Source organism: Lysinibacillus sp. NPDC093712 (genome assembly GCF_050280025.1).
GTDB lineage: Bacteria > Bacillota > Bacilli > Bacillales_A > Planococcaceae > Lysinibacillus.
In genome coordinates, this window is the sequence record NZ_JBNNUU010000001.1 from 554,026 (window position 1) to 576,591 (window position 22,566).

Consider the following 22,566-nt stretch of genomic DNA (forward strand, 5'->3'; position numbering starts at 1 on the left):
GGTTACCACATTGTATTTTTCTTAGAATACCATAAATGTGAGGTGTAGTATGAAAAATCTTAAGATTGAAACATTTATTGGTCGACAATATTATAGCAATTTTCCAGAAGTAATAACTGAAGCTATTCCTATTACCAATCCATTAGCGGTAGAAAAGGCACAGAACATTTTAGAAGAAAACGAAGGTGATTACTTATGTGGCTTTGTAAGCTTGATTTATAATGATGTAGTAATTTTTGGAGAAGAGCAATTAACGGAAGATTTATTAGATACGTGGTGTGATTTAATCTATATTTTAAATTACAGATATGACGGGAAAAGTATTGATATAACTTTTTTGGATAATTATAGAGGGAATGCAATAGTTAAAGAAATTGACCGGTTTTATGAAATTAAACTAAACCACCAGTGTTTTCTCGTCCCTATAGAACCATTTCAAAATGAAGTGAAGAAAGAATTTCTAAAATTTGCGGAGTTTTGTAAAAATGAAAAACTACAGTTTGCAGAAGAAAGTTTATATAGGGGAATTTTAGAAACGTATGATGAATTACTTCATGATGAAGGTGAAAAAATTTGAAAGTAAAAAAATATTAGGGGCTGCTTATTTCTTAGGAGTGGTCACTAAAATAGATTTTTTAGTAGCATTACTCATAAAACAGAAGACTCCTAAAGGAAGCAGGGATTCTTATGAATAAGCTTAAAATTAATACATTTATTGGTCGACAATATTATAGCTCTTTTCCAGAAGTAATAACGGAGGCAGTTTCTATTACAAATCCTTTAGCTTTTGAAAAGGCTCAAAGGATATTGGAAGAAAATGAAGGGAATTACTTATGTGGGTTTGTAAGCTTAATATATAATGATGTAGTTATTTTTGGAGAAGAGCAATTAACGGAAAATTTATTGGATACGTGGAGTGATTTAGTTTACATTTTGGACCACAGATATGATGGTAGTATTCATAATATCATCTTTTTGGACAATGCAACTTATGATGCTGAAATTGAAATAATTGGTCAATATTATTAAATTCACCTTGATAGTTCACATAGCTTCCAATTGCCTATAGAACCATTTGAAAATGAGGTAAAAAAAGGTTTTATTGAATTTATGGACTTTTGTAAAAATGGCAATTTTTTATTCTCGGAGGAAAGTTTATATAAAAGTCATTTAAAAACATATAACGAATTACTTTATGATAAAGGTAAATGAAACTAGTGGATATGGGACTGCTTATTTCCAATGAGCAGTTCCCCTAATTTAGGCTTTTAACATGAGATTCATTTTCAAAGAAGTGTGGTGTTTAGTATAAATAAACTAAAAATCGAAACATTTATAGGTGAAGAAGATTTAACTGCTCCCGAATATAAAATCGAAAGTTTTCCTATTACCAATCCATTAGCTGTGGAAAAGGCACAAAACATTTTAGAAGAAAACGAAGGTGATTACCTATGTGGCTTTGTCAGTTTGATTTATAATGATGTGGTGATTTTTGAGCAAATAACGGAAAGTTTATTAGATACGTGGTGTGATTTAATCTATATTTTTGATAGTCATTATGATGGAAGACGCCATAGGATTGTTTTTTTAGATAATTATCCTTTTACCGATACTACAATACAAGAAATTGGTCAGTTTTATGAAATTCAACTTGATAGTTCACAGCGCTATCTGTTGCCTATAGAGCCATTCAAAAAAGAAGTGAAGAAAGAATTTTTAAAATTTGTGGAGTTTTGTAAGAATGAAAAATTACAGTTCGCCGAAGAGAGTTTATATCGAGCACTATTAGAAACATATGATGAATTACTTTTTTGAGCTGTCCCTACAATAGATTTTTTAGTAGCATTACTCATAACAGAAGACTCATCATGGGGATGGGGGTGCTTTTATGAATGCGCTAAAAATAAATACATTCATTGGTCGACAATATTATAGCAATTTTCCAGAAGTAATAACTGATGCTGTTCCTATTACTAATCCTTTAGCAGTGGAAAAGGCACAGAACATTTTAGAAGAAAACGAGGGTGATTACTTATATGGCTTTGTCAGCATAATTTATAATAATGTAGTTATTTTTGGAGAAGAGCCATTAACTGAATGTTTGTTAGATACGTGGAGTACTTTTAGTTATCTTTTAGAAAGTAGATATGATGGAAGGAATCATCATATAATTTTTTTGGATAATTATCCTTATATCTATACGACAATTCAAGAAATTGGTCAGTATTATGAAATTCAACTTGATCGTTACCAGTGCTTTCTTGTGCCGATTGAACCATTTAAAAAAGAGCTAAAAAAGGAATTTTTTAGATTTGTGGAGTTTTGTAAAAATGAAAAACTTCAGTTTTCTGAAGAGAGTTCTTATCGTGGGCTATTAGAAACGTATGAAGAATTACTTGGCACATAACATTTTATAAAAATTTCCTACTTAACTTAATAAACATGCCCAAAATTTTTTCTTAAGTACATGAATGCTATGAGCTTTATAATCCTATAAAATAGTCATATTGACAAATTAAATTAATTGAGTATAATGACAATTAATATCTGCATAACTAAGATTTGTGTCGCACATTTCGGAGTATAAGAATAAAGGCTATGATAAGAACTAGTAACAATCACGTAGACATACAGAAAGGTACCGGTTGCTGAGAGGTACATGTTGGACGATTGTGAATACATCTTGGAGCTGTGTACCGAAAAGCATTGTCTGAGTAGGCTACAACGGTTTAGCATCCGTAATCATGTGCTAAAGTATAGTGAGTTTGTACTTATTGAGGTAAGCAATGCGAGTTGTTTACATTTTAAAGGTGGTAACACGTGTTCAACGTCCTTTTCCGATTGGGAAAGGGCGTTTTTATTTTGCCTATTCTTATAGAACTTTCAATATTAGCAATAATATTATAAGGAGATGTTAAAATGTTTCAAAAACCAGAAGAACAGCTAAAAATTATTTTAAAAGGTGTACATGTGGTTGTAAATAAAGATGAGCTTTTAGCGAAGCTTGAAAAATCATTTAATCAACAGAAGCCACTGAACATTAAGCTCGGATTAGATCCATCAGCACCTGATATTCATTTAGGGCATGCGGTTGTCCTGCGTAAAATGAAGCAATTACAAAATCTTGGTCACCAAATAATTATCTTAATCGGTGATTTCACAGGTCGTATCGGAGATCCAACAGGTAAAGCGAAAGGACGGAAAGCGTTGAGCGATGAGCAAGTACGATTGAATGCACAAACGTACTGTGATCAAATTTTCAAGATTTTAGATGCAGAAAAAACGATTGTTAACTTTAATAGTGAATGGCTGTCTAAAATGACATTTGAAGAAGTCATTAAATTAGCAGCAACGACATCCGTTGCCCGTATTTTAGAGCGTGACGATTTCCAAAAACGCTACAACAATCAAACACCGATTGGCATCCATGAATTCTTCTATCCGCTCATGCAGGCATATGACTCGGTTCATCTAAATGCGGATATCGAGCTTGGCGGAACTGACCAAACCTTCAATATTCTAATGGGGCGTACCTTACAAAAGCATTTCGGACAAGAAAAACAAGTCGCTCTATTTATGCCGTTACTTGAAGGACTAGATGGAGTCGAAAAAATGAGTAAAAGCTTAGGCAATTATATCGGTATTGATGAGTCGGCTAAAGTCATGTTAAAAAAAGTGATGGAAGTGCAAGATGATTTAATCGTGAAATACTATGAATTAGCCACGGATGAGCATCCAGACGTTGTCGAACAAGTAAAGAGTGATTTAGCAAATGGCTTAAACCCACGTGATATTAAACTACAGCTCGCAAATATTATTACGACATTATACTGGGGCAAAGAAGAGACAAAACAAGCACTTGAGTACTTCACAACAGCCTTTACCAACAAGGATATTCCAGAAAATATCCCAGAATTATTAATAGAGATTGATGCAGAAACAATTGTAGATATCATTCCTCAACTCATAGAAAGAGAATTTGTAAAAAGTAAAAGTGAATTTATGCGCTTAATTAAACAAAACGGTGTTCAAATCAATAAAGAAAAAATTAATACTGATGATTTAAATCGTGTATTAATAAATGGCGAAGTATTACAAATTGGGAAAAAGCGATTTATTCGTTTAATTAAATAATTTATAAATCAGTAGATTTAAAAGTTCTTATCGCGGACATTTAGAAACATACAATGAGTTAATTCATGAATGAAAGAGCTAACAGGGGACTGCTTAAGCAGTCCTTACTATTGTTTTAATTTTTTTCTTTTTGAATAGCCTTACGCGCTAGTGCATCGGCCGCTTTATTTTGCCCATCTGGGATCCATTTGATGAAAAATAAATCAAAGTTGCTTGCCAGTTTTAATGCTTGCTCAAGAAAAGGTTTAAACTCTTCGTTTTTGACATATTCTTTTTCTATAGATGCCACGACAACCTTTGAATCGGAGCGGACGGAGACAATACTTGTACCAAGCTTTTGTGCTTCCTCTAGACCGCGTACTAACGCGGTGAATTCGGCAATATGATTATTTGTCTGACCGATATACTCACTAATTTGTACGTGATGGCCTTCTCCTTTAATAAAAATCCCAATGCCGCTAGGACCAGGATTACCTGCACTTGCAGCATCTATATAGACCTCTAACATGAAAATCCCTACTTTGCGATTAGACTTCCATTTTATTTTACCGCAATCGTGTTGTTTGACAACCTTCAAATTATCAAACAATTTTTGTTAAATAAGGATGAACAAAATAGTTGCTTGAACACAACGTTCGCTTCATAATAGAAAGACATGAAATTTGGACGTGAAAGGGGCGAACGTTCTTAATGGATAAAGTGACGGTCATGAAAGATATTGATGAACTACATGATATGTACTGTGCTGATTGCTTAGTCATTAAGCAACTACGCAAAGAACGAGGGAAACCAGAAGCCCATCGTTTTTGTATTGAGGAATGTACAGTAGGGGAGCGACTGCAATTTCTTGGTGAAGAGCTAATGAAAGTTTATAGCAAATAAGATAATTGTTGTGAAAACTCTCAAAAAAATACCTAAGAAGAAATATTTATGCATGAAAATAATCATATTTCCTGTCTTGCTTGCATAAATAACTATATGTTCGGAAATAATAAAATTGGTTGGTTACCATAGAAAAAGCTACCTTGTTGTTCTGCTATGCAGATAACAAATGTAGCTTTTTTCTATTTTTAGTGTAAATCGCTGGTAAACATAGAGAAATCGCCAATAAAAGTACGTGAATCGCCAGTAAATTCGTGAGAATCGCCATTAAAAGCCAGCGAAACGCCACAAAAATCTAAGAAATCGCCACTAAACCTGTGAAAGTACCACCATAGCAAAAAGTGTTAGATTGACTGCAATCAATCTAACACTTTTTCTTTTTTTATTTAGTTGAAGCGTATTGACTTAAATCTTGGTAGTATTTTGTTAAAGAGGAAGGCGAAATATCGAAAGTCGCTGCAATTTCTTTAACTGTTAAAGATAGCGATTCAAATAGTTCTTTTTCTTGACCGTAGCGAATGGCACCCGCTGCGATTGCTGCTTCTTTACGTGCAGATGGTTGTCCTTCGATTAAGTAATCCTCTAATAATTCCAGCATTGGTGCTGTTTCACGCTCATTTTGCTCAAGGAATTCCTTCACTTGCGCAATAACACCGTTTTCGAAGCTTGTAAATTCTTCACCCTTGTAGCCATTTGATACAAGTAGCTCCCAGAATGAAAGATGATCTTCTTTTAAGAATGTCTGAGCTTTTTTGTTAGAAGACTCGAAGTTTTCTTTTAACTTCACAAATACCTTTTCATGGTCTTGTGGGAAGAATATAAGAGTAGACACCGCTAAATAATGCGCTTCTTGCTTCGTGCCATCTGGTAAGATGAACGCAAAGACATGCATTCCTTCAGGAATTGGCTTATCATTTTCGCGACGAATATAAATATCTTCATTAGATAGGACATGACTAGCTTTGAAATATTTCTCCTCTACAACAGTCACTGTACCGATGAATAATGTTGGTTGTGACCAGCCTTCTAGCACTTTTAAAGTAGAAGGTCTAACCGTTTTTTTCTTCGTTTTCTTTAAGTAACCTTTCCAAATAGATGGCTCTTGATGGAAGAAGAAATCGTCTAACGCAATTGCTTCAATAAGCTCACGTTGAAGTACGCTCTCTAATTTAGGCTGCCATGTACCAACATGCTCGATATAAGCTCGAACATCTTTGCGTTCTGGATATTCTAGATAAAATGTTTGTAGTACACGCTCTAGTTCTTCGATTGCTACAGCTTCCACTGTAACTTGCTGTTTACCTTCACAACATTTTTTGTATTTTTTGCCGCTACCGCATGGGCATGGATCATTACGTTTTACCATAATTAGAAACACTTCCTTTGAAAATTGTTAGTCGATTTTTGCTAAATAAATTGCGTACTCTTAATAATAACGGTACTTTTGTACGAAGAAAAATGATTATCTATTTTGAAATATCAAAAAAGTTAATGGGGCGGGCCCTGATTCTAGTATATGTATGAGTTTTCTCGCTTAGAACTAAAAAAATGAAAACCATCTACGCCCTAGAAGAGAGCGTAGATGGTAACGTTAAAAAGTGAAGAAAAGGGATAGAATCTATTAAGCTTCAATCTCTTCTGTTAGTCTTTCAAGTTCATCGATTAAATGACCAATGTAAGCAATCGTATCACGAAGCGGTTGATCTGTCGTCACATCCACGCCTGCCATTTGGGCAAGCTCTACAGGTGATTTTGTGCCACCCGCTTGAAGGACAGTTAGCCATTCATTTACTGCAGTACTGCCTTCTTTTAAAATACGCTGCGATACTTGTGTAGAAATTGTTAAGCCAGCACTATATGTGTACGGATATAAGCCCATATAGTAATGAGGCTGACGCATCCACGTAAGCTCTGCGCCTTCTGAGATATTGACAGTGTCTCCCCAGAAATCTTCTAGAACCGTACGTTTTAATTGGTTTAACACAGTTGCATTAACAGATTCACCTGCGTCCACTAATTCATATACTTTACGCTGGTAAGCTGCTTCTAGTAAATGTGTAACGAAGTTATGATAATACGTTTTCGATACGATGTTTGAAATGACCCAACGTTTGAAGCGTTTATCGTCATTATGTGTCAGTAAATAGTTTGCTAGCAACATTTCATTCATTGTAGATGGTGCCTCAATAAAGTATAGTGAAGGGCGACTATTTAAATAAGATTGATGTCCATGCGCATTAACAAAATGGCCTGCGTGACCAAGCTCATGAGTAAGCGTAAATACTTCGTTCATCCGTTCATTCCATGACATTAAAATATAAGGATGACTGCCGTACGGGCTTGAGCAAAATGCACCTGTAGATTTACCCTTATTTGGTGCGTAATCAATCCAACGCTCGTTGAACGCTCTTTCAATCATTTGTCCATAATCTTTACCCATAACAGCCAATGATTTTTCAACATAATCTTTTGCTTCTGCCATTGTTAATTTTGGATCATAGCTTGGATCGAGCGCTATTTTTAAATCAGCAAATGTCATTTCTTCTAAGCCGTGCGCTTTTTGCACAAGCTTAGCATAACGACGCATATGTGGGGCAAGTTCCTTCGTAATTAGATCAATTTGACGATTATAAAGTGAACGATCTACCTCTTGGTCAAACAATAAGTAGTCAATGACAGAGTCGAAGCCGCGTAAATCAGAAATAATTTTTTCTTGCTGGATATGTGTGTTATACACTTTTGCCGTTGTATGCTGATAGTCACGGAGTTTATTAGAAAATGCGTTGAAAGCTGCATGACGTATAGTTGTATCGGTTTCAAGTTCCCAATCATTTTCGAATAAAACATAGCTTAGCGGATGCTTCTTACCATTTGCCTCAAACTCGCCAAAATGCATATCCACAAGCTTTGTCGTGTTATAGACTTCATATGGTGCTTCAAACGTAGAGCTTAATGCAGCGAGCGTTTTTTCTACTTCTGGATGTAATTGATGAGGCTTTTGCTTTAATAGCTCTGTAATATAGCGATTATAAAGCGTACTTGATGCTGCAGCTTCCTCTAAAATGGCTTCATCCAATGCAAGCAATTCGCTTTGTACAAATGCAATGGAGCTGCTAATTTTACCAACTGCTGTCCCAAACTTCGCTGCACGCATTTGTGCGACCTCATCCGTACGATCAGCCTGGATATTTAAGCTTGCATACGTTCCGATTGGGACAATGCCTACTTGTAATGCTTCATAAGCTGTAAGTACATCAATTACTTTTTGAGCATCCGTAATTGTACCTTTGTATGTGCTTTCGAATTTTACTGCATCCTTAACAAACTGAGCTAAAGCAGGTTCAAAATCAGCATCATTTTCAAGTAAATCTTGTAAATTCCATGTTTCCTCTATTGCGACATCTTTTCGTAATGGTAATACTTCCATGTAAGAACACCCCTTTTAACGTAAGTGATACCATTATAACGAAACTATTTCGAAAAGTGAAATAATTACGGAAAGAAGTTTGCAATATTAATAGCTAATTTTTTGCGATTGATACGTTCAAAGAAGACTTCAACTATAAATAATAATTGTTAACTATGTAATTTAGATGTTTGAAAATGTGTCAGTAGGGAAAATATGAGGTATAGCCAATACACAATGTAACGCATACTAAAGGCTAGTATATGAATTATTGGAGGAGATATTATGACACAAAATTTAAACAAACAATTGAACAAGCTGGTAGCAACATGGTCTGTACTGTATACAAAATTGCATAACTATCATTGGTATGTAACGGGCAGTTCCTTCTTTACACTCCATGCAAAATTTGAAGAGTTATATAATGAAACAACATTAAATTTAGATGAAATTGCAGAACGTATTCTTTCAAAAGAAGGAAAACCGGTTGCCACTTTAAAAGAACATCTTGAGCTCTCTTATATTGAAGAAGCAACAGGTAAAGAAACAACAGAAGAAATGGTCGCAACAACAATCTCAGATTTCCAAACGCTTATGAAGGCTTTAAATTCTGCAATGGAGCTGGCTGCTGAAGAGGGTGACGATCGTACGGAAGATTTACTAAATGCCATGTATCAGTCTCTTGAAAAACATGCTTGGATGTTAAAAGCATATCTTAACGAATAAAAACGAAACGCATACACTAAGTAATTATGAAAAAAGGTAAAGGCAATTCCTCTGATACGCACGTGTCTTGAGTGGGCCATAAAAATTAGGAGGACATAAACAGCATGAATGAACAAAATCCACATATTGAAGTGGCACACTCGAAAGAGGAAATGCTAGCAATATTAACAAATATGCATAGTCAAGGTTATCATACAAATGATATTCAAATTATTGCCAAAGACTCTACGCCATTTGAAGACATTAAATGGGAAACTGATGTGAAAACACATGAGGCAGGGAATTGGGTAGATCAATTTAAGTCATGGTTTACAGGTGACTCTGCGGTAAAGGAAGGTATCAAGCGTTTTCATTTAACTGAAGGGCAAACGGCCTATTATGCACAGCTTGTTGAGCATGGTTCTATTGTTATATTTGCAGAGAAGGCAGATACGGATGGTCCGTTAGAAATAGCTATCGACCAAGAGGAAAATCGATATCGCCATGATCCACTTGAGCCTCGCATGACTGCGCCAGAACCATTTATTGATACGATTGATAACGTCGAGACACCTCAGCAGCGCGAAAATCGCTTAATTGCTGAAGAAAGTATGGAAGAATCAGAACAATTGAAAAGTGAGAAAACAGAGTAAGTGAATCCCCCTTTAACAATCGAAGGGGGATTTTTATATTTATAATAATATTTTGTGTTCCCGTTCGTTTCATTCCTAATTATATAGTAGAAAAATAACGGATATGCTGCTAGGATAGCCCATCTTATGCAAAAGGGAAGAAAAACGGACTTAAATGAACAAATTCAAATCGTTCTATTTTGTTTAAAAAACGACAACAATTATCAGCTAACAGCAGATACCTATCAAGTATCATACCAACAAGTATACCAATGGGTTAAAAAATATGATGCTAGTGATGAAACATCGCTGCAAGATAAATGTGGACGAAATAAAGTTGAGCATGAACGAACAATGGAAGAACAATTGAAGATAGAAATGCAACAGCTTGAACGTGAAAATGAACAGAAAATCTAGAGAAATTCGGAAGTAGGAGGTTAATGTCATAGTTAAATATGGCGATTCAGGCATTGCATCTTCAAGATAAGTTCTCTATTTCTATCCTCTGTGAATTTACCGGGATTGCGTGCTTAGCGTACTACGAATGGACAAGACGTACAACAACGAAAAGACAACAGAAAAATACGAGATAGTAAAAGAACTACAAAACTTAAATGAAAAAGCTGAAAAGAACTATGGCTATCACAAAATGCAGCAGCTTCTAAACCAGAAATTTAATAAACAATTTAATTATAAACGGGTTTATCGATTGATGAAGTTAGCAAGTCTGAATCGAAGGGGAGAAAAAAATGAGGGCTATCCTCGCTATCCTAAAAAGCCCTACTGAGAATCTAGAATCTAAAAGATGAATAATGATGATAAAAAATTTGCACTATGTAAAGCTCAAAATGCTGGTATTTTAGCGTTTTAAGCTTTTTTTACTTCTTGAAAAAGTGAGGTATTTATTAGTGTATAAATATATGCATTATTTTTTTGTTAAGATAAGAATTTTCTGTTTTTTGTTGACTTGTAAAAGGAAAACTATTATAATACCTATAAATTATTTTAGGTACTATCAATAAATCTAAGAAATTACATAATTTTTACATCTTTAAATTGCGTCTCATTCAATCAATCCAATACATTTTAGCTAAAGAAGCTAAGGAATTAGTTGTAATTCGATTTGATTTATAGGAAAATCTAAACTTGTAATTGAAGTAAGTACTTCTAATAAACTAAAATTTCTGAATTTTTAAAATATATTAAGTTTTATTTATTTCTAAATTTTAATATGTAGAGCATGATTTTAATTTTACTTTCGCCTAATGATTGAACATTCGAGTATTGTTTATGAAAGGGGGTGATATGTATGGGTACAACAGCTGTATTAAAAATCCATCAGTTTTCCAATTCAGAATCTGTAATTTCTCCTGTTCTATATGTTTCACCAAATACGAAAGCTTTAACTTTGGTTGAAATGATGGAAATGTTTGAACAAAGAATGGTGCATGAAGAAACGAATTGTAATTCTTCTGAAAACCATGTAATGCATTTATAGTATTGCCAAAAACTCACAATGTTATAAAAGTAGTTTAAGTTTTTTCAAACTTAGGCTACTTTTACAATTGAGGAGGTTTTAAGTTGTGAATAATGTTGGAACAACATCTTTGATTAGACGAATGCCAATCGAAATTAAAGATAGATTAGATAGAAAATTTAAAATCGATGGCGTAATAAATGAACCGATTTCATCATTTTTAAATAAAAATCACATTCCAATTGATGCTGTAATTGTAAAAAAGGATGGAAGTATAATTGACGATTGGCAAGAAAGAATAGAAGAAAATAGTGAATATGTTGTGGAAATGGTAAGAGCTTATCATCTTCCCGATTTATTATCTTTACTAAGATTATGGGATACAAAATTAGTTTCAGGAAAAATTAAAGTTACTGAACATGCTTACTACACAAAAAGACTATTCCTACACAATGATTACGATGGTGATTATACGTCCACACAAACATCATTTAATAAAAGCGAGTTTGTTTCATATCTTGATAAAGTTTTCGTTGATGGAATAATAATGAATCACATTATTGAAGATAATGACAGAATTGCACTTGCAATGTCTGGAGGTAGAGATAGTTTATCTTTAGGTTATTTTTTAAGTCGGAATCGAAATTATCTACCAGCGCATACAATAAGTTCATTCCATGTAACTACATTTTCGAAACAAAAAGAGACAAGATTCGCTCAAGAAATTGCGGAAAAGTTCGATTTTAAACATAATATTATTACAAATAATCAAGTAATTGAGCAATTTAGATTAAAGGAGGATCCTAACGATGTACTCGAACTTCTAAAGAATGATTTCAATAAATCTTATTCAATTGCAGGTACACATATAATTATGAGATCGGCTGTTGAGAAAGGAGCTAGAGAACAGGGTTTTAAAAAACTTTCTTTTGGACTAATGAAGGAAGATTTAATGTCTACGATAATTAAGTGTATTTTTGTCGGGTTCCCGTTCAATGGTCCATTTAATCGGAAATTTGGAGACTTTGATGTTATTTATCCTCTATGGCCTATCTCAAAAAAAGAGTTAACGTTGTATTTGGAAGCAATAATGCCAAGTCATAATCGTCAAGAAAGTCCTTCAGAATTTGAACGTGGCTCGTTATCAAGAGATATATATTATTTAATCGCTGACACAATCGAGACTATTCTACCAGGTGCAGGACTTCAATTGTTGAATTCTCAAAAAACTACATTAAAACATTTGGTACCAAATGAATATAAGCAATGTGAAAATTGCACCGGAACGTATTCTACTTCATATCAACCGGAGTATACAATTATTGATAGAGAGTATAAAGATATTGGATTATGTGATTTATGCAAAATTTTAGAAAAACTTAATTTAATTAAATCGTAAAAAAACATGGTGGTGAAGTTTTATAGAAGGGAAAATATGCCGAAATAGAAACATAATATATTCACAAGTTACGGCATCAATCGGAGAAGTGTTTTTAACAATTGCATTAGCATCTTTGGCTCTTCAAATTACTGATTCACCTATACAAGCTGCCTGGTTGGTTTCAATTAGTGCCTTAGCAACTTTTATGATGGGATTAGTGGCTAGTTGGTTTATAGATAAGTTTCCTAGGAAACATTTAATGTTAATTTGTGATATTCTTCGTGCCTTTTTAATTATTCCACTGTTTTTTATTTCAGATGAGAATTTTTGGGTTGTATATATAATTGTATTTCTTATTGCTTGTTGCAATTCTGTTTTCCATCCTTCAAGAGAAGGGTATATTCAATCTCAATTTGAAAAGGATGATAGATTAGAAATAGTTTCAACTATTCAAAGCTATTTATCTTCAATCAGTTTAATTGGTCCAACAATAGCAGGAATATTAATTGTGTTTTTTTCACCAAGGACCTCCTTTGTCATAAACTTAACAGCTTTTATTATTTCTGCTCTTTTTATAATGAAGATAGCTAAAGATACTCCAGTTAGCGATTCTAGTCTAGAAACATTTTGGAAGAAAATAAGTTCCGGGTGGGTTTATTTATTTAGAAATAAATCACTATTAAAATTGAATTTAAGTAGAATCTTTTTAACTAGTGCTTTAGCTATTTATGTAATAGTTAATTATTTATATTTAGCTAGTATGGTAAACCAAACAATTTTCAATGTCACATTAACGTTTCCTATTTTGCTCGGTTTAGTTAATACGATTCAAGGAGCTGGTGCATTAGTTGGAGGTTTTGTAATCAAGAAGAATAAAAAAAAAATATCGAATAATTTAGAAAAGTTATTTATTTATTCTGGTGTAATTTTTGCAACCGGTTTCATTTTATGGACTTTCGAAAATATAAACTCAATAATTTTAGGGAGCTTTTTAATAGGTATTGGATTAATTGTATGCAGAACTGGTATTTCTTTAATTGGTCAATCATTAACTGATTCAAGGTATATAGGTAGGGCAATTACAGCTGGAGATGCAATAGCGAGACTTAGCAATATAACCGTTACGAGTCTGACATCCATATTAATTATATATTTTAGTCCTAAATTATTATTATGTTTTAGCGCTATACTAGCAATTGCGATTTCTATAAATTATCTTGAAAGGAAAGGTTGAGTAAAATGACAAATCAACCGATCGTATGTTCATTTCCTAAATTAAATACAGATATGATAAAAGAAAATTGGTATGAAGATTATTTTAATGATGATTATTGGAATCTCGTGTATTATTCTTGTTCATCAATAGAAATTACAGAAAATGAGTTGTCTTTCATAAAATCAATATTGGAAGAATCAAACGCATCTACTATATTAGATTTATTTTGTGGAATAGGAAGGCACGCAAATAGATTAAGTGAAGAAGGTTATATTGTTACCGGTTTGGATATAGATACAAATACCATAAAAATTGCAAAAAGTTCAAGTGAAAGTCATGTTGAATATATAGTTAGTGATGCAAGAGATTTTACGACAAATAATAAATATGATTGTTGTCTCTTAATGCAAACTTCTTTTGGCTATTTTTCAGATTTAGAAAATCAAAAATTAATCTCAAAAATTTACTCGCTATTAAATGAAAATGGTATTCTTATTATCGATATACCAAATAGAGATAATATGTTGAAAAATTTTAGATATAGAGATTGGGTAACAATAGACGACAAAACTTACGTCATATCGCATCAATTTGATTATATCAATAGTAGAAGAAATACTGCTATGAAAGTTATTGATAAACAAGGACAAAGAGAGAAAACTCATAGCATAAGAATGTATTCAATTTCTGAAATGATCGCAATACTAGAAAATAGTAATTTTGTGGTACAAAAATTGTTTGGAGATTTTACTATAAGCAATGTTCGTTTTAATAATGATTATAGAAGATTACAATTAGTTGCTCAAAAAGTAGGTGGAGTGTTTGATTTTAAATGATAGAGTTATTCAAAACCTGATTTTTGATCATGCTAGGAAACCAAGAAATTATGGTAAGTTAGAAAATGCAGCTATAATTGAATCTAGTAATCCAGGTTGTAACGATGTAGTTTTAATTTATTATAAATATGTGAATCAAAAATTAGTTTTTACGTTTGAAGCTTTAGGATGTACATTATCACGTGCTTGTGCTTCAATCTTATTGGAAGGAATCAATGGAAAATGTTTAATAGAAATTAGCGAGTATGGTAAAGGGTATTTAGAAGAGATTATTGGTTCTAAAATTATTAATAGTCGACCTAAATGTTCAACTTTGGCATTAAATACCGTTACGAGTATAGTTAAAGAATTGACATATACTACAATTAAATGAAAATTTAGTAGAGGAAACTATAGCCATCACATAACACAGGATATCAAATTAACAAAGTCCCATTGCGAAACTATTAAATGATAGTAATTGAAGTTTTTCCATTAGTAGTTATGCAAAATAAAACTTACTCGATTTAAAGCCTCGAAATGCTGGTATTCTAGCTTTTTGAGGTTTTTTCTTTTTGTGAAAAATATTCATGAAAGCTTGGTGATGAGGTATGGAATGTGTATAATTCTATTCATTTTGAGTTTGAGATTTTAAGTGAAGCAGTCGCCATTTCTAATAAAGATCAAAGAAATGTTTCGTTAATCTTGGGAGTAGAGGCTATCATTAAAATTAAAATTAATGAAGCGATATATTTTGAAGAAGAACTAGCTTTTTTAGAATTTTATAAGCCTCTGTATGTGTGGAAAGAACGTATCAAAGAAATTGAAAGGTTGGATTTCCATTATTATTCAGTAGAGTATGATGATTATAAAGATGGAGCGATTATTTCTTTGATACCTTATTTCTAATAAAGCTAGGTTAAAATCTATTTGGGCAAAATCTAATATTTATAATGTTTTTGCCTTAGATTATATTGTTAATGAATTTTTAGTTTTAGAGAAAAAACTTAAAGAAGATATTGAAAGTTATTTTAATATTGAATTAGGAAAGTTTATTAAACATATTCCATATAATAAGCAGTTAGACAAATTTGATATTGAGTGATTTGTCAATTCGATAACTTAAAAACAGTAGCCACCGATCAAATAAAATTGATAGGTGGTTTACTAGTTTAAAAATATCTTTTATTTATTGAATATTAAAACTAAACTAAATCATTTTCAGAAAGTTAATCGATAAAAGTTGCTTCCGAATCACTCCATTTATAATAAACCAATTTTAAATTATGTCCATTCATTTCAAATTCTTCATAACTAAAATAGGACGCTATTTTAAAGTAAGACTATTTGGCGTTCGGTTTATTAAATTCACCAAGCTAATAGTGTATTGAGTAATAGGAGTTTAACTAGATTGTTTTTTTATTCTATTTAATCTGTCCACTTGACAGGGTTCATTTAATTGTTGCATACTAAAAACCTAAAAAAACTATAATTTGGAGGGGTAATTATGCCACAAAATTTAAACAAGGAATTGAATAAACTAGTAGCAACTTGGTCAGTACTGTATACGAAACTACATAACTATCATTGGTATGTAACAGGTAATGCCTTTTTTACACTCCATGCAAAATTTGAAGAATTATATAATGAAATTACAATCTACTTCGATGATACGGCAGAGCGTATCCTTTCAAAAGGTGGAGAGCCAGTTGCCACGTTAAAAGAATATCTCGAGCTATCACATGTTGAAGAAGCAACAGGTAAAGAAACGGCTGATGAAATGGTAGCAACGACTGTTTCAGACTTTGAAAAACAAATGCAGGCTATTAATAATGCTATGCAGCTAGCGGCAGAGGAAGGGGATGACCGTACTGAAGATTTATTAAATGCGATGTACCAATCCCTTGAAAAACATACGTGGATGTTGAAAGCCTTTCTTGATAAAAAATATGCTTAATGAACATAGGCACTTGGAGTAAAGTTAATCGCTCCAAGTGCTTTTTTATACCGATAAATAGAATATGACAAAAACGCAACAGAAAGTAAAATAATATGACAAATATTACAGTTATATAAAGGATGCATAAAAAGGGTTTTTTGTTAAAGTGGCAGGGTACATACATAGTAAGCCTTACAAAATTAGGAGGAATTGAACATGATGAATGAACAAAACCCGAAAATTGAAGTTGCACATACGAGAGAAGAGATGTTTCATATTTTAAAATGTATGCGCATGGAAGGTTATAACACAGATGAAATTCATATTATTTCTAGAGAAGCACACGAAATTGATGATGTGAAATCAAATGTTGATGTGAAAACGCATGAGGCAGGTAATTGGCTCGACCAAATTAAATCATGGTTTACAGGTGAAACTGCTGTCACTGAGGGTTTAAAACGATTTGATCTTACAGAGGGCCAAACAGCTTATTACGCTCAGCTTGTAGAAGAAGGAAACATCGTATTATATGCAGAGCATAATGATGTAAATCCTACAACATCTACACTAATCGCAGATTCAAAACGCGCTGAACTTGATCCATTCGATACACATGTAACGCCACCTCAATCTATTGTTGATGAGACACCAGCACAACGCGAAGAGCGACTAAAAGCTGAAGAGCAAATGAATGAAGCTGAACAAATGAGAAGATATTTATAAAGGTAAAGAGGCTAGAATTTAACTAGCTTGCAGACAGGCAAAAAGTGAAATGGTATGCACTCCATTCACTTTTTGCTGTTTTTTTATTACAGTGTCCGTTGAAGCGTTAAATAAAAAAGACCCTGAGAAATTACATTTCAGGATCTTCGTATAATTAATGCATCACTTTTTCTTGTTCATGTTTTCGCATAAATCGAAGAACATGAAGTTGCTCTAATTGAGCGACAAGATTACCAATTAAAATAAAGCTTCCACCGATAAGTAATTTTACCGTTAGTCCTTCGCCGATGAACATCATCGCAAACATCGCTGCAAAAATAGGTTCTAATGAGAAAATGAGTCCTGTATGTGTAGCAGAAGTGTACTGTTGTGCAACAGTTTGGCCAACGAAGCAAAATGCACTACAGATAATACCAAGCCCTAAAATCGCAATCCATGAAGTAGTTGAATTCGGAAGTGTTGGTGCTTCAAAAAGTAGTGTTAAAACAAGCGCATAAATTCCAGCAAAACCGAGCTGGTAAATACCATAAGAAATCGATTCTACGCTACGTGTAAAATTACCGTTTAACAGTAAATAAATCGAATAACATAATGCCGCGATTGCAACTAATATATCGCCCATTTGAAATGTAAAAGAATGTTGAATAGTTAATACTGTAATACCAATCATCGTGCAAATAATAGCAAAACTTACTGCTTTTGATGGCAACTTTTTCTCGATAAAGCTACTGAAAATGGGCACTAAGACTACTGTAAGGCTTAAAATAAATCCTGCATTTGAAACAGAAGTTGTCTCTAATCCAAATAAGCTAAGTGCAAAGACAATGAATAACAGAAAACCTTGAATAGCTGCGTATTTCAATGTTTTAAAATTGACCTTTATCATACGTTTATAAAAAATAATGCCTGCTGCCAAAAATGCGATGATACAGCGTAACGCTACCACATTAAATACAGCTAATGTTTCAAGTCCCATTACCATAAACGTATAAGATAATCCCCAAAACATTGTAACTATGACCATTAATAAATTTGCTTTCCCTTGATTACTCATTTTGCACCTTCTATCTCTGTGTACTAAAACAGTTTCATACTAAAATTTACTATATATCTTGTATTGTGATTAGTAAAACGAATGTTTATAATGAGTAATATTAAAAAAATTCATGTATATATGAGGGAATGTGAATGAGTTTAGTCAAATATGAGATTTTAAATAAAGTTGCAGAAGTTTCCAGCTTTACGAAAGCTGCGGACGCTCTTGGATTAACCCAATCGGCAGTTAGTCATGCTGTTTCCAGCTTAGAGAAGGAATGTGGATTTGCCCTTATTCATCGAAGTCGAACAGGTGTGACATTAACGAGCGAGGGCCAAACAATGCTTCGGGCTATGCGAAATGTTCTTGATGCAGACGAATTATTACAACAAGAAGCGGCACATATTTTAGGGGTAACCCGAGGGAAATTACGAATCGGTGTTATCTCTAGTATTTCTTCCAACTGGATGCCAGAAATTATTCGTATTATGGACAATCAGTTTCCAGGTATTCAAGTAGAGTTACGTGAAGGGGACTATTATGAAATTGAACAGTGGCTACAAAGTGGCGAAGTTGATGCTGGATTTTTAAATGGTCAAAAATCGGAGCAATTTCAATTTATCGAATTGGTGCAAGACCCACTTCTATGTATAGTCTCGGATCAAAGCTCTCTCTATAATCGTCCAGAAATTGATATTGCTGAACTAGAAGACATGCCTTTTATAATGACATCGTATCGAGGAACTAATGATGTAAAAGTAATTTTAGAGCAGTACCATGTTAAACCGAATATTCGATTTGAGCTATCGGAGGAGGTTGGGATTATTTCGATGATTTCACACCATTTAGGCATTACTATTTTGCCTCGATTAGTGATTAACCGATTACCGTCCTCATTAAAGGCTATCCCACTAAAGCAAGGTGGTTATCGTACGATAGGGCTAGCGATGAAACATCAAGCCTCACCGGTAACAAAAAAGTTTGCGGAAATTTTAAGTGTGTGGCTAAAAGAACAAAATAAGAAATAGGTTATTTAAGCTTTTTACGTTAAAATAGAACATGTAGATTGGTTATCAATTAGTTATTAGTTTGAAAAGAAAAGGTGAGTGTGAGTGGGGACATTACAAGGAAAAACCGTACTCATTACAAGTGGGGGAACACTTGAAAAATGGGATCGCGTGCGAGGGCATACGAATTTATCGAAGGGGTCAATGGGCTGTTATTTGGCTGAAGCAGCTCTAGCCGCAGGTGCGGACGTCATCTATATGCATGGCTATTTTGCGCAACTGCCGATTAATCAACATAAAATGCGTACAGTACGCTTTGAAGGTATTGAAGATTTAGGTGACAAGGTTCGCCATGCTGTGCAGGAGGAACAAGTAGATATCGTTATTATGGCAGCGGCAGGTTCCGATTGGGTTATTGATAAAGTTTACGACCAATCGGGGAATCTAATGGAAGGTGCAGGGAAGATGCCGTCGGACGAGCCCCCTGTGATTCATTTTAAAAAGGCACCAAAAGTGTTAGGACAAATAAAGGGCTGGCAACCAAATGTCACGTTAGTAGGATTTAAGCTAGAGGCAACAGATGATGAGGAGTTTTTACTGTCGCGTGCACGTCTTCGTATGGAGACAGCGAATGCGCAATTCATGGTTGCTAATAGCTCGCAATCACTTTACGGCGGACAAGAGCCACATTGGATTGTGCCTGCACAAGGACAACCTATCAAAGTCATTGGTAAACAAGAAACTGCAAAAGTGTTAATGGAATACTTACAAAGCGAATAAAGAGAAGCTGTGTAGAATATATAATTCTGCACAGCTTTTTTATGTTTTGAACATTCATACTAATGCTTTCAAGATCTTAAGATTGGATTTCAAGAAAATTTAGAGCAGTAAAAATATACCTTTTTTCTCTATTGCATAGTATTCAACTAGGTTTTATAATATTTATATTGACAATAGGTTTTCTGAATTATAGAATTATTTCCAAGAAACGTAAACTCTTATCGCGAGAGGGTGGAGGAATTAGGCATAATGAAGTCTCGGCAACCGAGTTAATCGGTGCCAACTCCAGCAGAGTTATCTGAGAGATAAGGGGAGGCATCAAATCGTCTTGATGCATGGATCTCTTTTATACACAAAAGTATGAAAAAAAGAAGGGGTGTATCGTATGTCTCAACTGTCTAAGATTGATGATAAGAAATTAGAAGCTATTGCGAAGGCTATTCAAAATTTAGAATTTGGGGAAGTGCAAATTACTATTCAAGATGGTGTGATCGTACAAATAAATCGACTTGAAAAGCAAAGATTTCCTCAGAAAAAGTGAAGCTTTAAAAGAAACAGAGAAATTAACTCGGGACCAAATTTGAAGCTTTTTGTCGCATCATGGTGTCCTGAGTTAATGTGCAGCATTCATGTACTTGATTCATATTCCAATATTTTGTACGCATGTGCAGATTGTTCGTAATGTTAAATATTATTAACGTACAAACAAGAAAAGTAGGCATCTCAAAATAAAATTTGAAATACCTACTTTTTTATTATTCGTAAAAACTCGTTGGAATTTGACCAATATGCCTACGATGATAAAGCAATGGCTCCTTCTGGGCATTATCAATTTCTAAAATATGACCAATGAAAATCGTATGGTCGCCTGCGTCGATTTTTTTATATGTTTCGCATTGCAACGTAGCTAAAGTATCATGTAATATTGGTAAACCATGTAAAGAATTAGACCATTTTACTTGCGCAAATCGGTCAGGAATTTTGCTTGAAAATACCGTACATAAATGTGTTTGATCGTTCGCTAAAATATTAACAGCAAATTTATCCGTATTACTAAAAAGTGGATGCAGCTGCGATTTTTTGTCCAATGACCATAGGATAAGGAGCGGATCTATGGAAACAGATGCAAAGGAATTGACCGTTAAGCCAATCGGTTCATTCACATCGCTGTAAGCTGTGACAACTGTGACACCTGTTGGATAATTACCTAAAGCCTGTTTAAAAGCAGTTACTTTGTCCGTCATACAATCACCTCTTATTATTTTATGGAGAGTACGGGTTGTTTGTTCTTGTAGCATTTTTTCTGGTGCTATTATGGATAGCCTACAAAATAATCCAGCAACTGTAAAGCTGATTAATAACGATTATTTTAAAAAAATCATCAATTGAAAGGATTTTTTTAATGGTGATTATTACTTGGATATCCAGACTTCTATTTTATATTGTATTTTTAGTCATTAGTTTCAGTAGCAGTTATAGAGCAAGAGAGATATTAAAGGGATAGATTATTTAGTTAAAATATCTAGTTTTTAAGAGGGGAATGACTTTAACGTTAAAATTTATTTAAAATTGATAGAGATAAAATTGTATGATAAAATCTAAGCAAAAATTTTTATCGTTAATTTTCTGCATAACGGAACTATATTTACTTAATAAAAATGCTTGATTTATTGATACTTTACCTAGTGAATGAGTTAATTATTTTCAAATTACTTATGCCTAGGAGGTAGTTAGTGTTAATCGGTTGAAGGTTGTTAAATGTATTCCATCAGGACCATTATGAAATAAATGGTATACCAATACTCACGTACTAGGGATTAAAAATGAGCATATTAGACAACTATATCCAAAAAACTAATGTGAGGTGAATATATGATGGAAGTAGTAACAATTAATGAATTTGTTGTAAAAAGAATTATCGACGATTTGGAAGATGCAGTCAACAATCCTGATAAATATACGATAAGCATAAACGATAATTGGGATGAATTTGTTTCTTTTATCAATAACACTCAAAATAAATATATAGAAGAAGACGGTCTTCTTAGACTTGATGGTGGGTTATCGATTAAATGCTATAATAAAGAAATTTTAGGTGTTCGATATTGGGACTATCTCCCTGAGCTATGGGGATATATTGTCAATGTGATTGAAGATTACTTAGAGGACGGCATTGGGAAAAGTTATTTTCCTGATCAACCAGTTAAAATACAATTAAAGCAATTAAAAAATAAAAAAGTACAATTTTTATTTGATAACGACGATCATGTGTTAGAATTTGAACAAAAAATGCTATTAAGTATCTTTTTAAATCGTGCTGAAGTCTTTTTTACTGTTCTTGTAAAAGAACTTGATTTGACTAAATATAGCTACGAAATTGAAAAAATTCAAAAATTAAAAACCCGGATATGAATCAATTTATATTGAGTGCAA

Annotated in this window: 27 protein-coding genes, 1 riboswitch and 1 other annotated feature; of the genes, 22 read left to right on the forward strand and 5 right to left on the reverse strand. The window is 33.3% G+C overall.

Annotation, left to right across the window (positions count from 1 at the left end):
* Positions 1–49 precede the first annotated feature (49 nt).
* The 5 genes from ACQKNX_RS02865 (at position 50) to tyrS (ending at position 4,134) form a co-directional block, all read left to right on the forward strand.
* Positions 50–577, forward strand: coding sequence for a hypothetical protein (locus ACQKNX_RS02865; RefSeq protein WP_427427477.1), 528 nt, complete (start codon positions 50–52; stop codon positions 575–577).
* Between the two features lie 110 nt (positions 578–687).
* Positions 688–1,029: a hypothetical protein gene (locus ACQKNX_RS02870; protein WP_427427478.1), complete on the forward strand. Its 342-nt coding sequence runs from the start codon at positions 688–690 to the stop codon at positions 1,027–1,029.
* 270 nt (positions 1,030–1,299) lie between these two features.
* Positions 1,300–1,815 carry a hypothetical protein gene (locus tag ACQKNX_RS02875; RefSeq protein WP_427427479.1) on the forward strand — a complete coding sequence of 172 codons (516 nt, stop codon included), beginning with the start codon at positions 1,300–1,302 and terminating at the stop codon, positions 1,813–1,815.
* Between the two features lie 73 nt (positions 1,816–1,888).
* Positions 1,889–2,407, forward strand: coding sequence for a hypothetical protein (locus ACQKNX_RS02880; protein ID WP_427427480.1), 519 nt, complete (start codon positions 1,889–1,891; stop codon positions 2,405–2,407).
* A gap of 182 nt (positions 2,408–2,589) precedes the next feature.
* Positions 2,590–2,838: a binding site (T-box leader), on the forward strand.
* A gap of 81 nt (positions 2,839–2,919) precedes the next feature.
* Positions 2,920–4,134, forward strand: a complete 1,215-nt coding sequence (gene tyrS / locus ACQKNX_RS02885; RefSeq protein WP_427427481.1) for a tyrosine--tRNA ligase — start codon at positions 2,920–2,922, stop codon at positions 4,132–4,134.
* A 115-nt stretch (positions 4,135–4,249) separates the two neighbouring features.
* On the opposite strand, the gene ACQKNX_RS02890 is transcribed toward tyrS, so the two are convergent.
* Positions 4,250–4,642 (reverse strand): ribonuclease HI family protein, encoded by a 393-nt coding sequence (locus ACQKNX_RS02890; protein ID WP_427427482.1) that lies wholly within the window; start codon positions 4,640–4,642, stop codon positions 4,250–4,252.
* Positions 4,643–4,824: 182 nt separating this feature from the next.
* Between ACQKNX_RS02890 and ACQKNX_RS02895 the strand changes: the two genes are divergently transcribed.
* A complete protein-coding gene (locus ACQKNX_RS02895; RefSeq protein WP_172771035.1) occupies positions 4,825–5,016 on the forward strand; it encodes a zinc-finger domain-containing protein in 192 nt (63 codons plus the stop codon).
* Between the two features lie 382 nt (positions 5,017–5,398).
* On the opposite strand, the gene ACQKNX_RS02900 is transcribed toward ACQKNX_RS02895, so the two are convergent.
* A complete protein-coding gene (locus tag ACQKNX_RS02900; RefSeq protein WP_427427483.1) occupies positions 5,399–6,382 on the reverse strand; it encodes an SEC-C domain-containing protein in 984 nt (327 codons plus the stop codon).
* 255 nt (positions 6,383–6,637) lie between these two features.
* Positions 6,638–8,443, reverse strand: a complete 1,806-nt coding sequence (gene pepF / locus ACQKNX_RS02905; RefSeq protein WP_427427484.1) for an oligoendopeptidase F — start codon at positions 8,441–8,443, stop codon at positions 6,638–6,640.
* Positions 8,444–8,707: 264 nt separating this feature from the next.
* Between pepF and ACQKNX_RS02910 the strand changes: the two genes are divergently transcribed.
* From ACQKNX_RS02910 to ACQKNX_RS02965, 12 genes are all read left to right on the forward strand, one after another.
* Entirely contained in the window at positions 8,708–9,148 is a 441-nt protein-coding gene (locus ACQKNX_RS02910; protein ID WP_340824923.1) for a Dps family protein, read from the forward strand.
* Between the two features lie 104 nt (positions 9,149–9,252).
* Complete coding sequence (locus ACQKNX_RS02915; protein ID WP_427427485.1) at positions 9,253–9,780, forward strand: general stress protein; 528 nt, start codon at positions 9,253–9,255, stop codon at positions 9,778–9,780.
* 126 nt (positions 9,781–9,906) lie between these two features.
* Positions 9,907–10,176 (forward strand): transposase, encoded by a 270-nt coding sequence (locus ACQKNX_RS02920; protein WP_427427486.1) that lies wholly within the window; start codon positions 9,907–9,909, stop codon positions 10,174–10,176.
* Between the two features lie 127 nt (positions 10,177–10,303).
* On the forward strand, positions 10,304–10,546 hold the full coding sequence (locus ACQKNX_RS02925) for an IS3 family transposase (RefSeq protein ID WP_427427487.1): 243 nt from the start codon (positions 10,304–10,306) through the stop codon (positions 10,544–10,546).
* Between the two features lie 522 nt (positions 10,547–11,068).
* Entirely contained in the window at positions 11,069–11,257 is a 189-nt protein-coding gene (locus ACQKNX_RS02930) for a hypothetical protein (protein WP_427427488.1), read from the forward strand.
* Positions 11,258–11,342: 85 nt separating this feature from the next.
* On the forward strand, positions 11,343–12,635 hold the full coding sequence (locus ACQKNX_RS02935) for a hypothetical protein (RefSeq protein WP_427427489.1): 1,293 nt from the start codon (positions 11,343–11,345) through the stop codon (positions 12,633–12,635).
* Positions 12,636–12,690: 55 nt separating this feature from the next.
* Positions 12,691–13,851 carry an MFS transporter gene (locus tag ACQKNX_RS02940; protein ID WP_427428256.1) on the forward strand — a complete coding sequence of 387 codons (1,161 nt, stop codon included), beginning with the start codon at positions 12,691–12,693 and terminating at the stop codon, positions 13,849–13,851.
* Positions 13,852–13,856: 5 nt separating this feature from the next.
* Positions 13,857–14,669 carry a class I SAM-dependent methyltransferase gene (locus ACQKNX_RS02945; RefSeq protein ID WP_427427490.1) on the forward strand — a complete coding sequence of 271 codons (813 nt, stop codon included), beginning with the start codon at positions 13,857–13,859 and terminating at the stop codon, positions 14,667–14,669.
* Positions 14,656–15,042, forward strand: a complete 387-nt coding sequence (locus ACQKNX_RS02950) for an iron-sulfur cluster assembly scaffold protein (protein ID WP_427427491.1) — start codon at positions 14,656–14,658, stop codon at positions 15,040–15,042. Before ACQKNX_RS02945 ends, ACQKNX_RS02950 begins: the two co-directional genes overlap by 14 nt.
* Before the next feature lie 224 nt (positions 15,043–15,266).
* Positions 15,267–15,557: a hypothetical protein gene (locus ACQKNX_RS02955; RefSeq protein WP_427427492.1), complete on the forward strand. Its 291-nt coding sequence runs from the start codon at positions 15,267–15,269 to the stop codon at positions 15,555–15,557.
* A gap of 598 nt (positions 15,558–16,155) precedes the next feature.
* On the forward strand, positions 16,156–16,605 hold the full coding sequence (locus ACQKNX_RS02960; RefSeq protein WP_427427493.1) for a Dps family protein: 450 nt from the start codon (positions 16,156–16,158) through the stop codon (positions 16,603–16,605).
* A 198-nt stretch (positions 16,606–16,803) separates the two neighbouring features.
* Complete coding sequence (locus ACQKNX_RS02965) at positions 16,804–17,310, forward strand: general stress protein (protein ID WP_427427494.1); 507 nt, start codon at positions 16,804–16,806, stop codon at positions 17,308–17,310.
* A 154-nt stretch (positions 17,311–17,464) separates the two neighbouring features.
* On the opposite strand, the gene ACQKNX_RS02970 is transcribed toward ACQKNX_RS02965, so the two are convergent.
* Positions 17,465–18,364, reverse strand: a complete 900-nt coding sequence (locus tag ACQKNX_RS02970) for a DMT family transporter (protein ID WP_427427495.1) — start codon at positions 18,362–18,364, stop codon at positions 17,465–17,467.
* A gap of 134 nt (positions 18,365–18,498) precedes the next feature.
* Between ACQKNX_RS02970 and ACQKNX_RS02975 the strand changes: the two genes are divergently transcribed.
* The 3 genes from ACQKNX_RS02975 to ACQKNX_RS02985 all read left to right on the forward strand — a co-directional run bounded on the left by ACQKNX_RS02975 (position 18,499) and on the right by ACQKNX_RS02985 (position 20,674).
* Positions 18,499–19,374, forward strand: a complete 876-nt coding sequence (locus ACQKNX_RS02975; RefSeq protein WP_427427496.1) for a LysR family transcriptional regulator — start codon at positions 18,499–18,501, stop codon at positions 19,372–19,374.
* A gap of 84 nt (positions 19,375–19,458) precedes the next feature.
* Positions 19,459–20,133, forward strand: a complete 675-nt coding sequence (locus tag ACQKNX_RS02980) for a phosphopantothenoylcysteine decarboxylase (RefSeq protein WP_427427497.1) — start codon at positions 19,459–19,461, stop codon at positions 20,131–20,133.
* Between the two features lie 215 nt (positions 20,134–20,348).
* Positions 20,349–20,445, forward strand: a riboswitch (SAM riboswitch).
* A gap of 73 nt (positions 20,446–20,518) precedes the next feature.
* Positions 20,519–20,674, forward strand: coding sequence for a YezD family protein (locus ACQKNX_RS02985; RefSeq protein ID WP_427427498.1), 156 nt, complete (start codon positions 20,519–20,521; stop codon positions 20,672–20,674).
* 214 nt (positions 20,675–20,888) lie between these two features.
* Here the strand turns inward: ACQKNX_RS02985 and ACQKNX_RS02990 are convergent, their stop codons facing one another.
* A complete protein-coding gene (locus tag ACQKNX_RS02990; protein WP_427427499.1) occupies positions 20,889–21,377 on the reverse strand; it encodes a flavin reductase family protein in 489 nt (162 codons plus the stop codon).
* A gap of 628 nt (positions 21,378–22,005) precedes the next feature.
* Between ACQKNX_RS02990 and ACQKNX_RS02995 the strand changes: the two genes are divergently transcribed.
* A complete protein-coding gene (locus ACQKNX_RS02995) occupies positions 22,006–22,545 on the forward strand; it encodes a hypothetical protein (RefSeq protein ID WP_427427500.1) in 540 nt (179 codons plus the stop codon).
* Positions 22,546–22,566: the final 21 nt, after the last annotated feature.

Coding starts and splice junctions, on each gene's coding strand:
- ACQKNX_RS02865 (WP_427427477.1), top strand. CDS start 50: ATGAAAAATCTTAAGATTGAAACATTTATTGGTCGACAATATTATAGC.
- ACQKNX_RS02870 (WP_427427478.1), top strand. CDS start 688: ATGAATAAGCTTAAAATTAATACATTTATTGGTCGACAATATTATAGC.
- ACQKNX_RS02880 (WP_427427480.1), top strand. CDS start 1,889: ATGAATGCGCTAAAAATAAATACATTCATTGGTCGACAATATTATAGC.
- tyrS (WP_427427481.1), top strand. CDS start 2,920: ATGTTTCAAAAACCAGAAGAACAGCTAAAAATTATTTTAAAAGGTGTA.
- ACQKNX_RS02890 (WP_427427482.1), bottom strand. CDS start 4,642: ATGTTAGAGGTCTATATAGATGCTGCAAGTGCAGGTAATCCTGGTCCT.
- ACQKNX_RS02895 (WP_172771035.1), top strand. CDS start 4,825: ATGGATAAAGTGACGGTCATGAAAGATATTGATGAACTACATGATATG.
- ACQKNX_RS02900 (WP_427427483.1), bottom strand. CDS start 6,382: ATGGTAAAACGTAATGATCCATGCCCATGCGGTAGCGGCAAAAAATAC.
- pepF (WP_427427484.1), bottom strand. CDS start 8,443: ATGGAAGTATTACCATTACGAAAAGATGTCGCAATAGAGGAAACATGG.
- ACQKNX_RS02910 (WP_340824923.1), top strand. CDS start 8,708: ATGACACAAAATTTAAACAAACAATTGAACAAGCTGGTAGCAACATGG.
- ACQKNX_RS02915 (WP_427427485.1), top strand. CDS start 9,253: ATGAATGAACAAAATCCACATATTGAAGTGGCACACTCGAAAGAGGAA.
- ACQKNX_RS02920 (WP_427427486.1), top strand. CDS start 9,907: ATGCAAAAGGGAAGAAAAACGGACTTAAATGAACAAATTCAAATCGTT.
- ACQKNX_RS02925 (WP_427427487.1), top strand. CDS start 10,304: ATGGACAAGACGTACAACAACGAAAAGACAACAGAAAAATACGAGATA.
- ACQKNX_RS02930 (WP_427427488.1), top strand. CDS start 11,069: ATGGGTACAACAGCTGTATTAAAAATCCATCAGTTTTCCAATTCAGAA.
- ACQKNX_RS02945 (WP_427427490.1), top strand. CDS start 13,857: ATGACAAATCAACCGATCGTATGTTCATTTCCTAAATTAAATACAGAT.
- ACQKNX_RS02960 (WP_427427493.1), top strand. CDS start 16,156: ATGCCACAAAATTTAAACAAGGAATTGAATAAACTAGTAGCAACTTGG.
- ACQKNX_RS02965 (WP_427427494.1), top strand. CDS start 16,804: ATGATGAATGAACAAAACCCGAAAATTGAAGTTGCACATACGAGAGAA.
- ACQKNX_RS02970 (WP_427427495.1), bottom strand. CDS start 18,364: ATGAGTAATCAAGGGAAAGCAAATTTATTAATGGTCATAGTTACAATG.
- ACQKNX_RS02975 (WP_427427496.1), top strand. CDS start 18,499: ATGAGTTTAGTCAAATATGAGATTTTAAATAAAGTTGCAGAAGTTTCC.
- ACQKNX_RS02985 (WP_427427498.1), top strand. CDS start 20,519: ATGTCTCAACTGTCTAAGATTGATGATAAGAAATTAGAAGCTATTGCG.
- ACQKNX_RS02990 (WP_427427499.1), bottom strand. CDS start 21,377: ATGACGGACAAAGTAACTGCTTTTAAACAGGCTTTAGGTAATTATCCA.
- ACQKNX_RS02995 (WP_427427500.1), top strand. CDS start 22,006: ATGATGGAAGTAGTAACAATTAATGAATTTGTTGTAAAAAGAATTATC.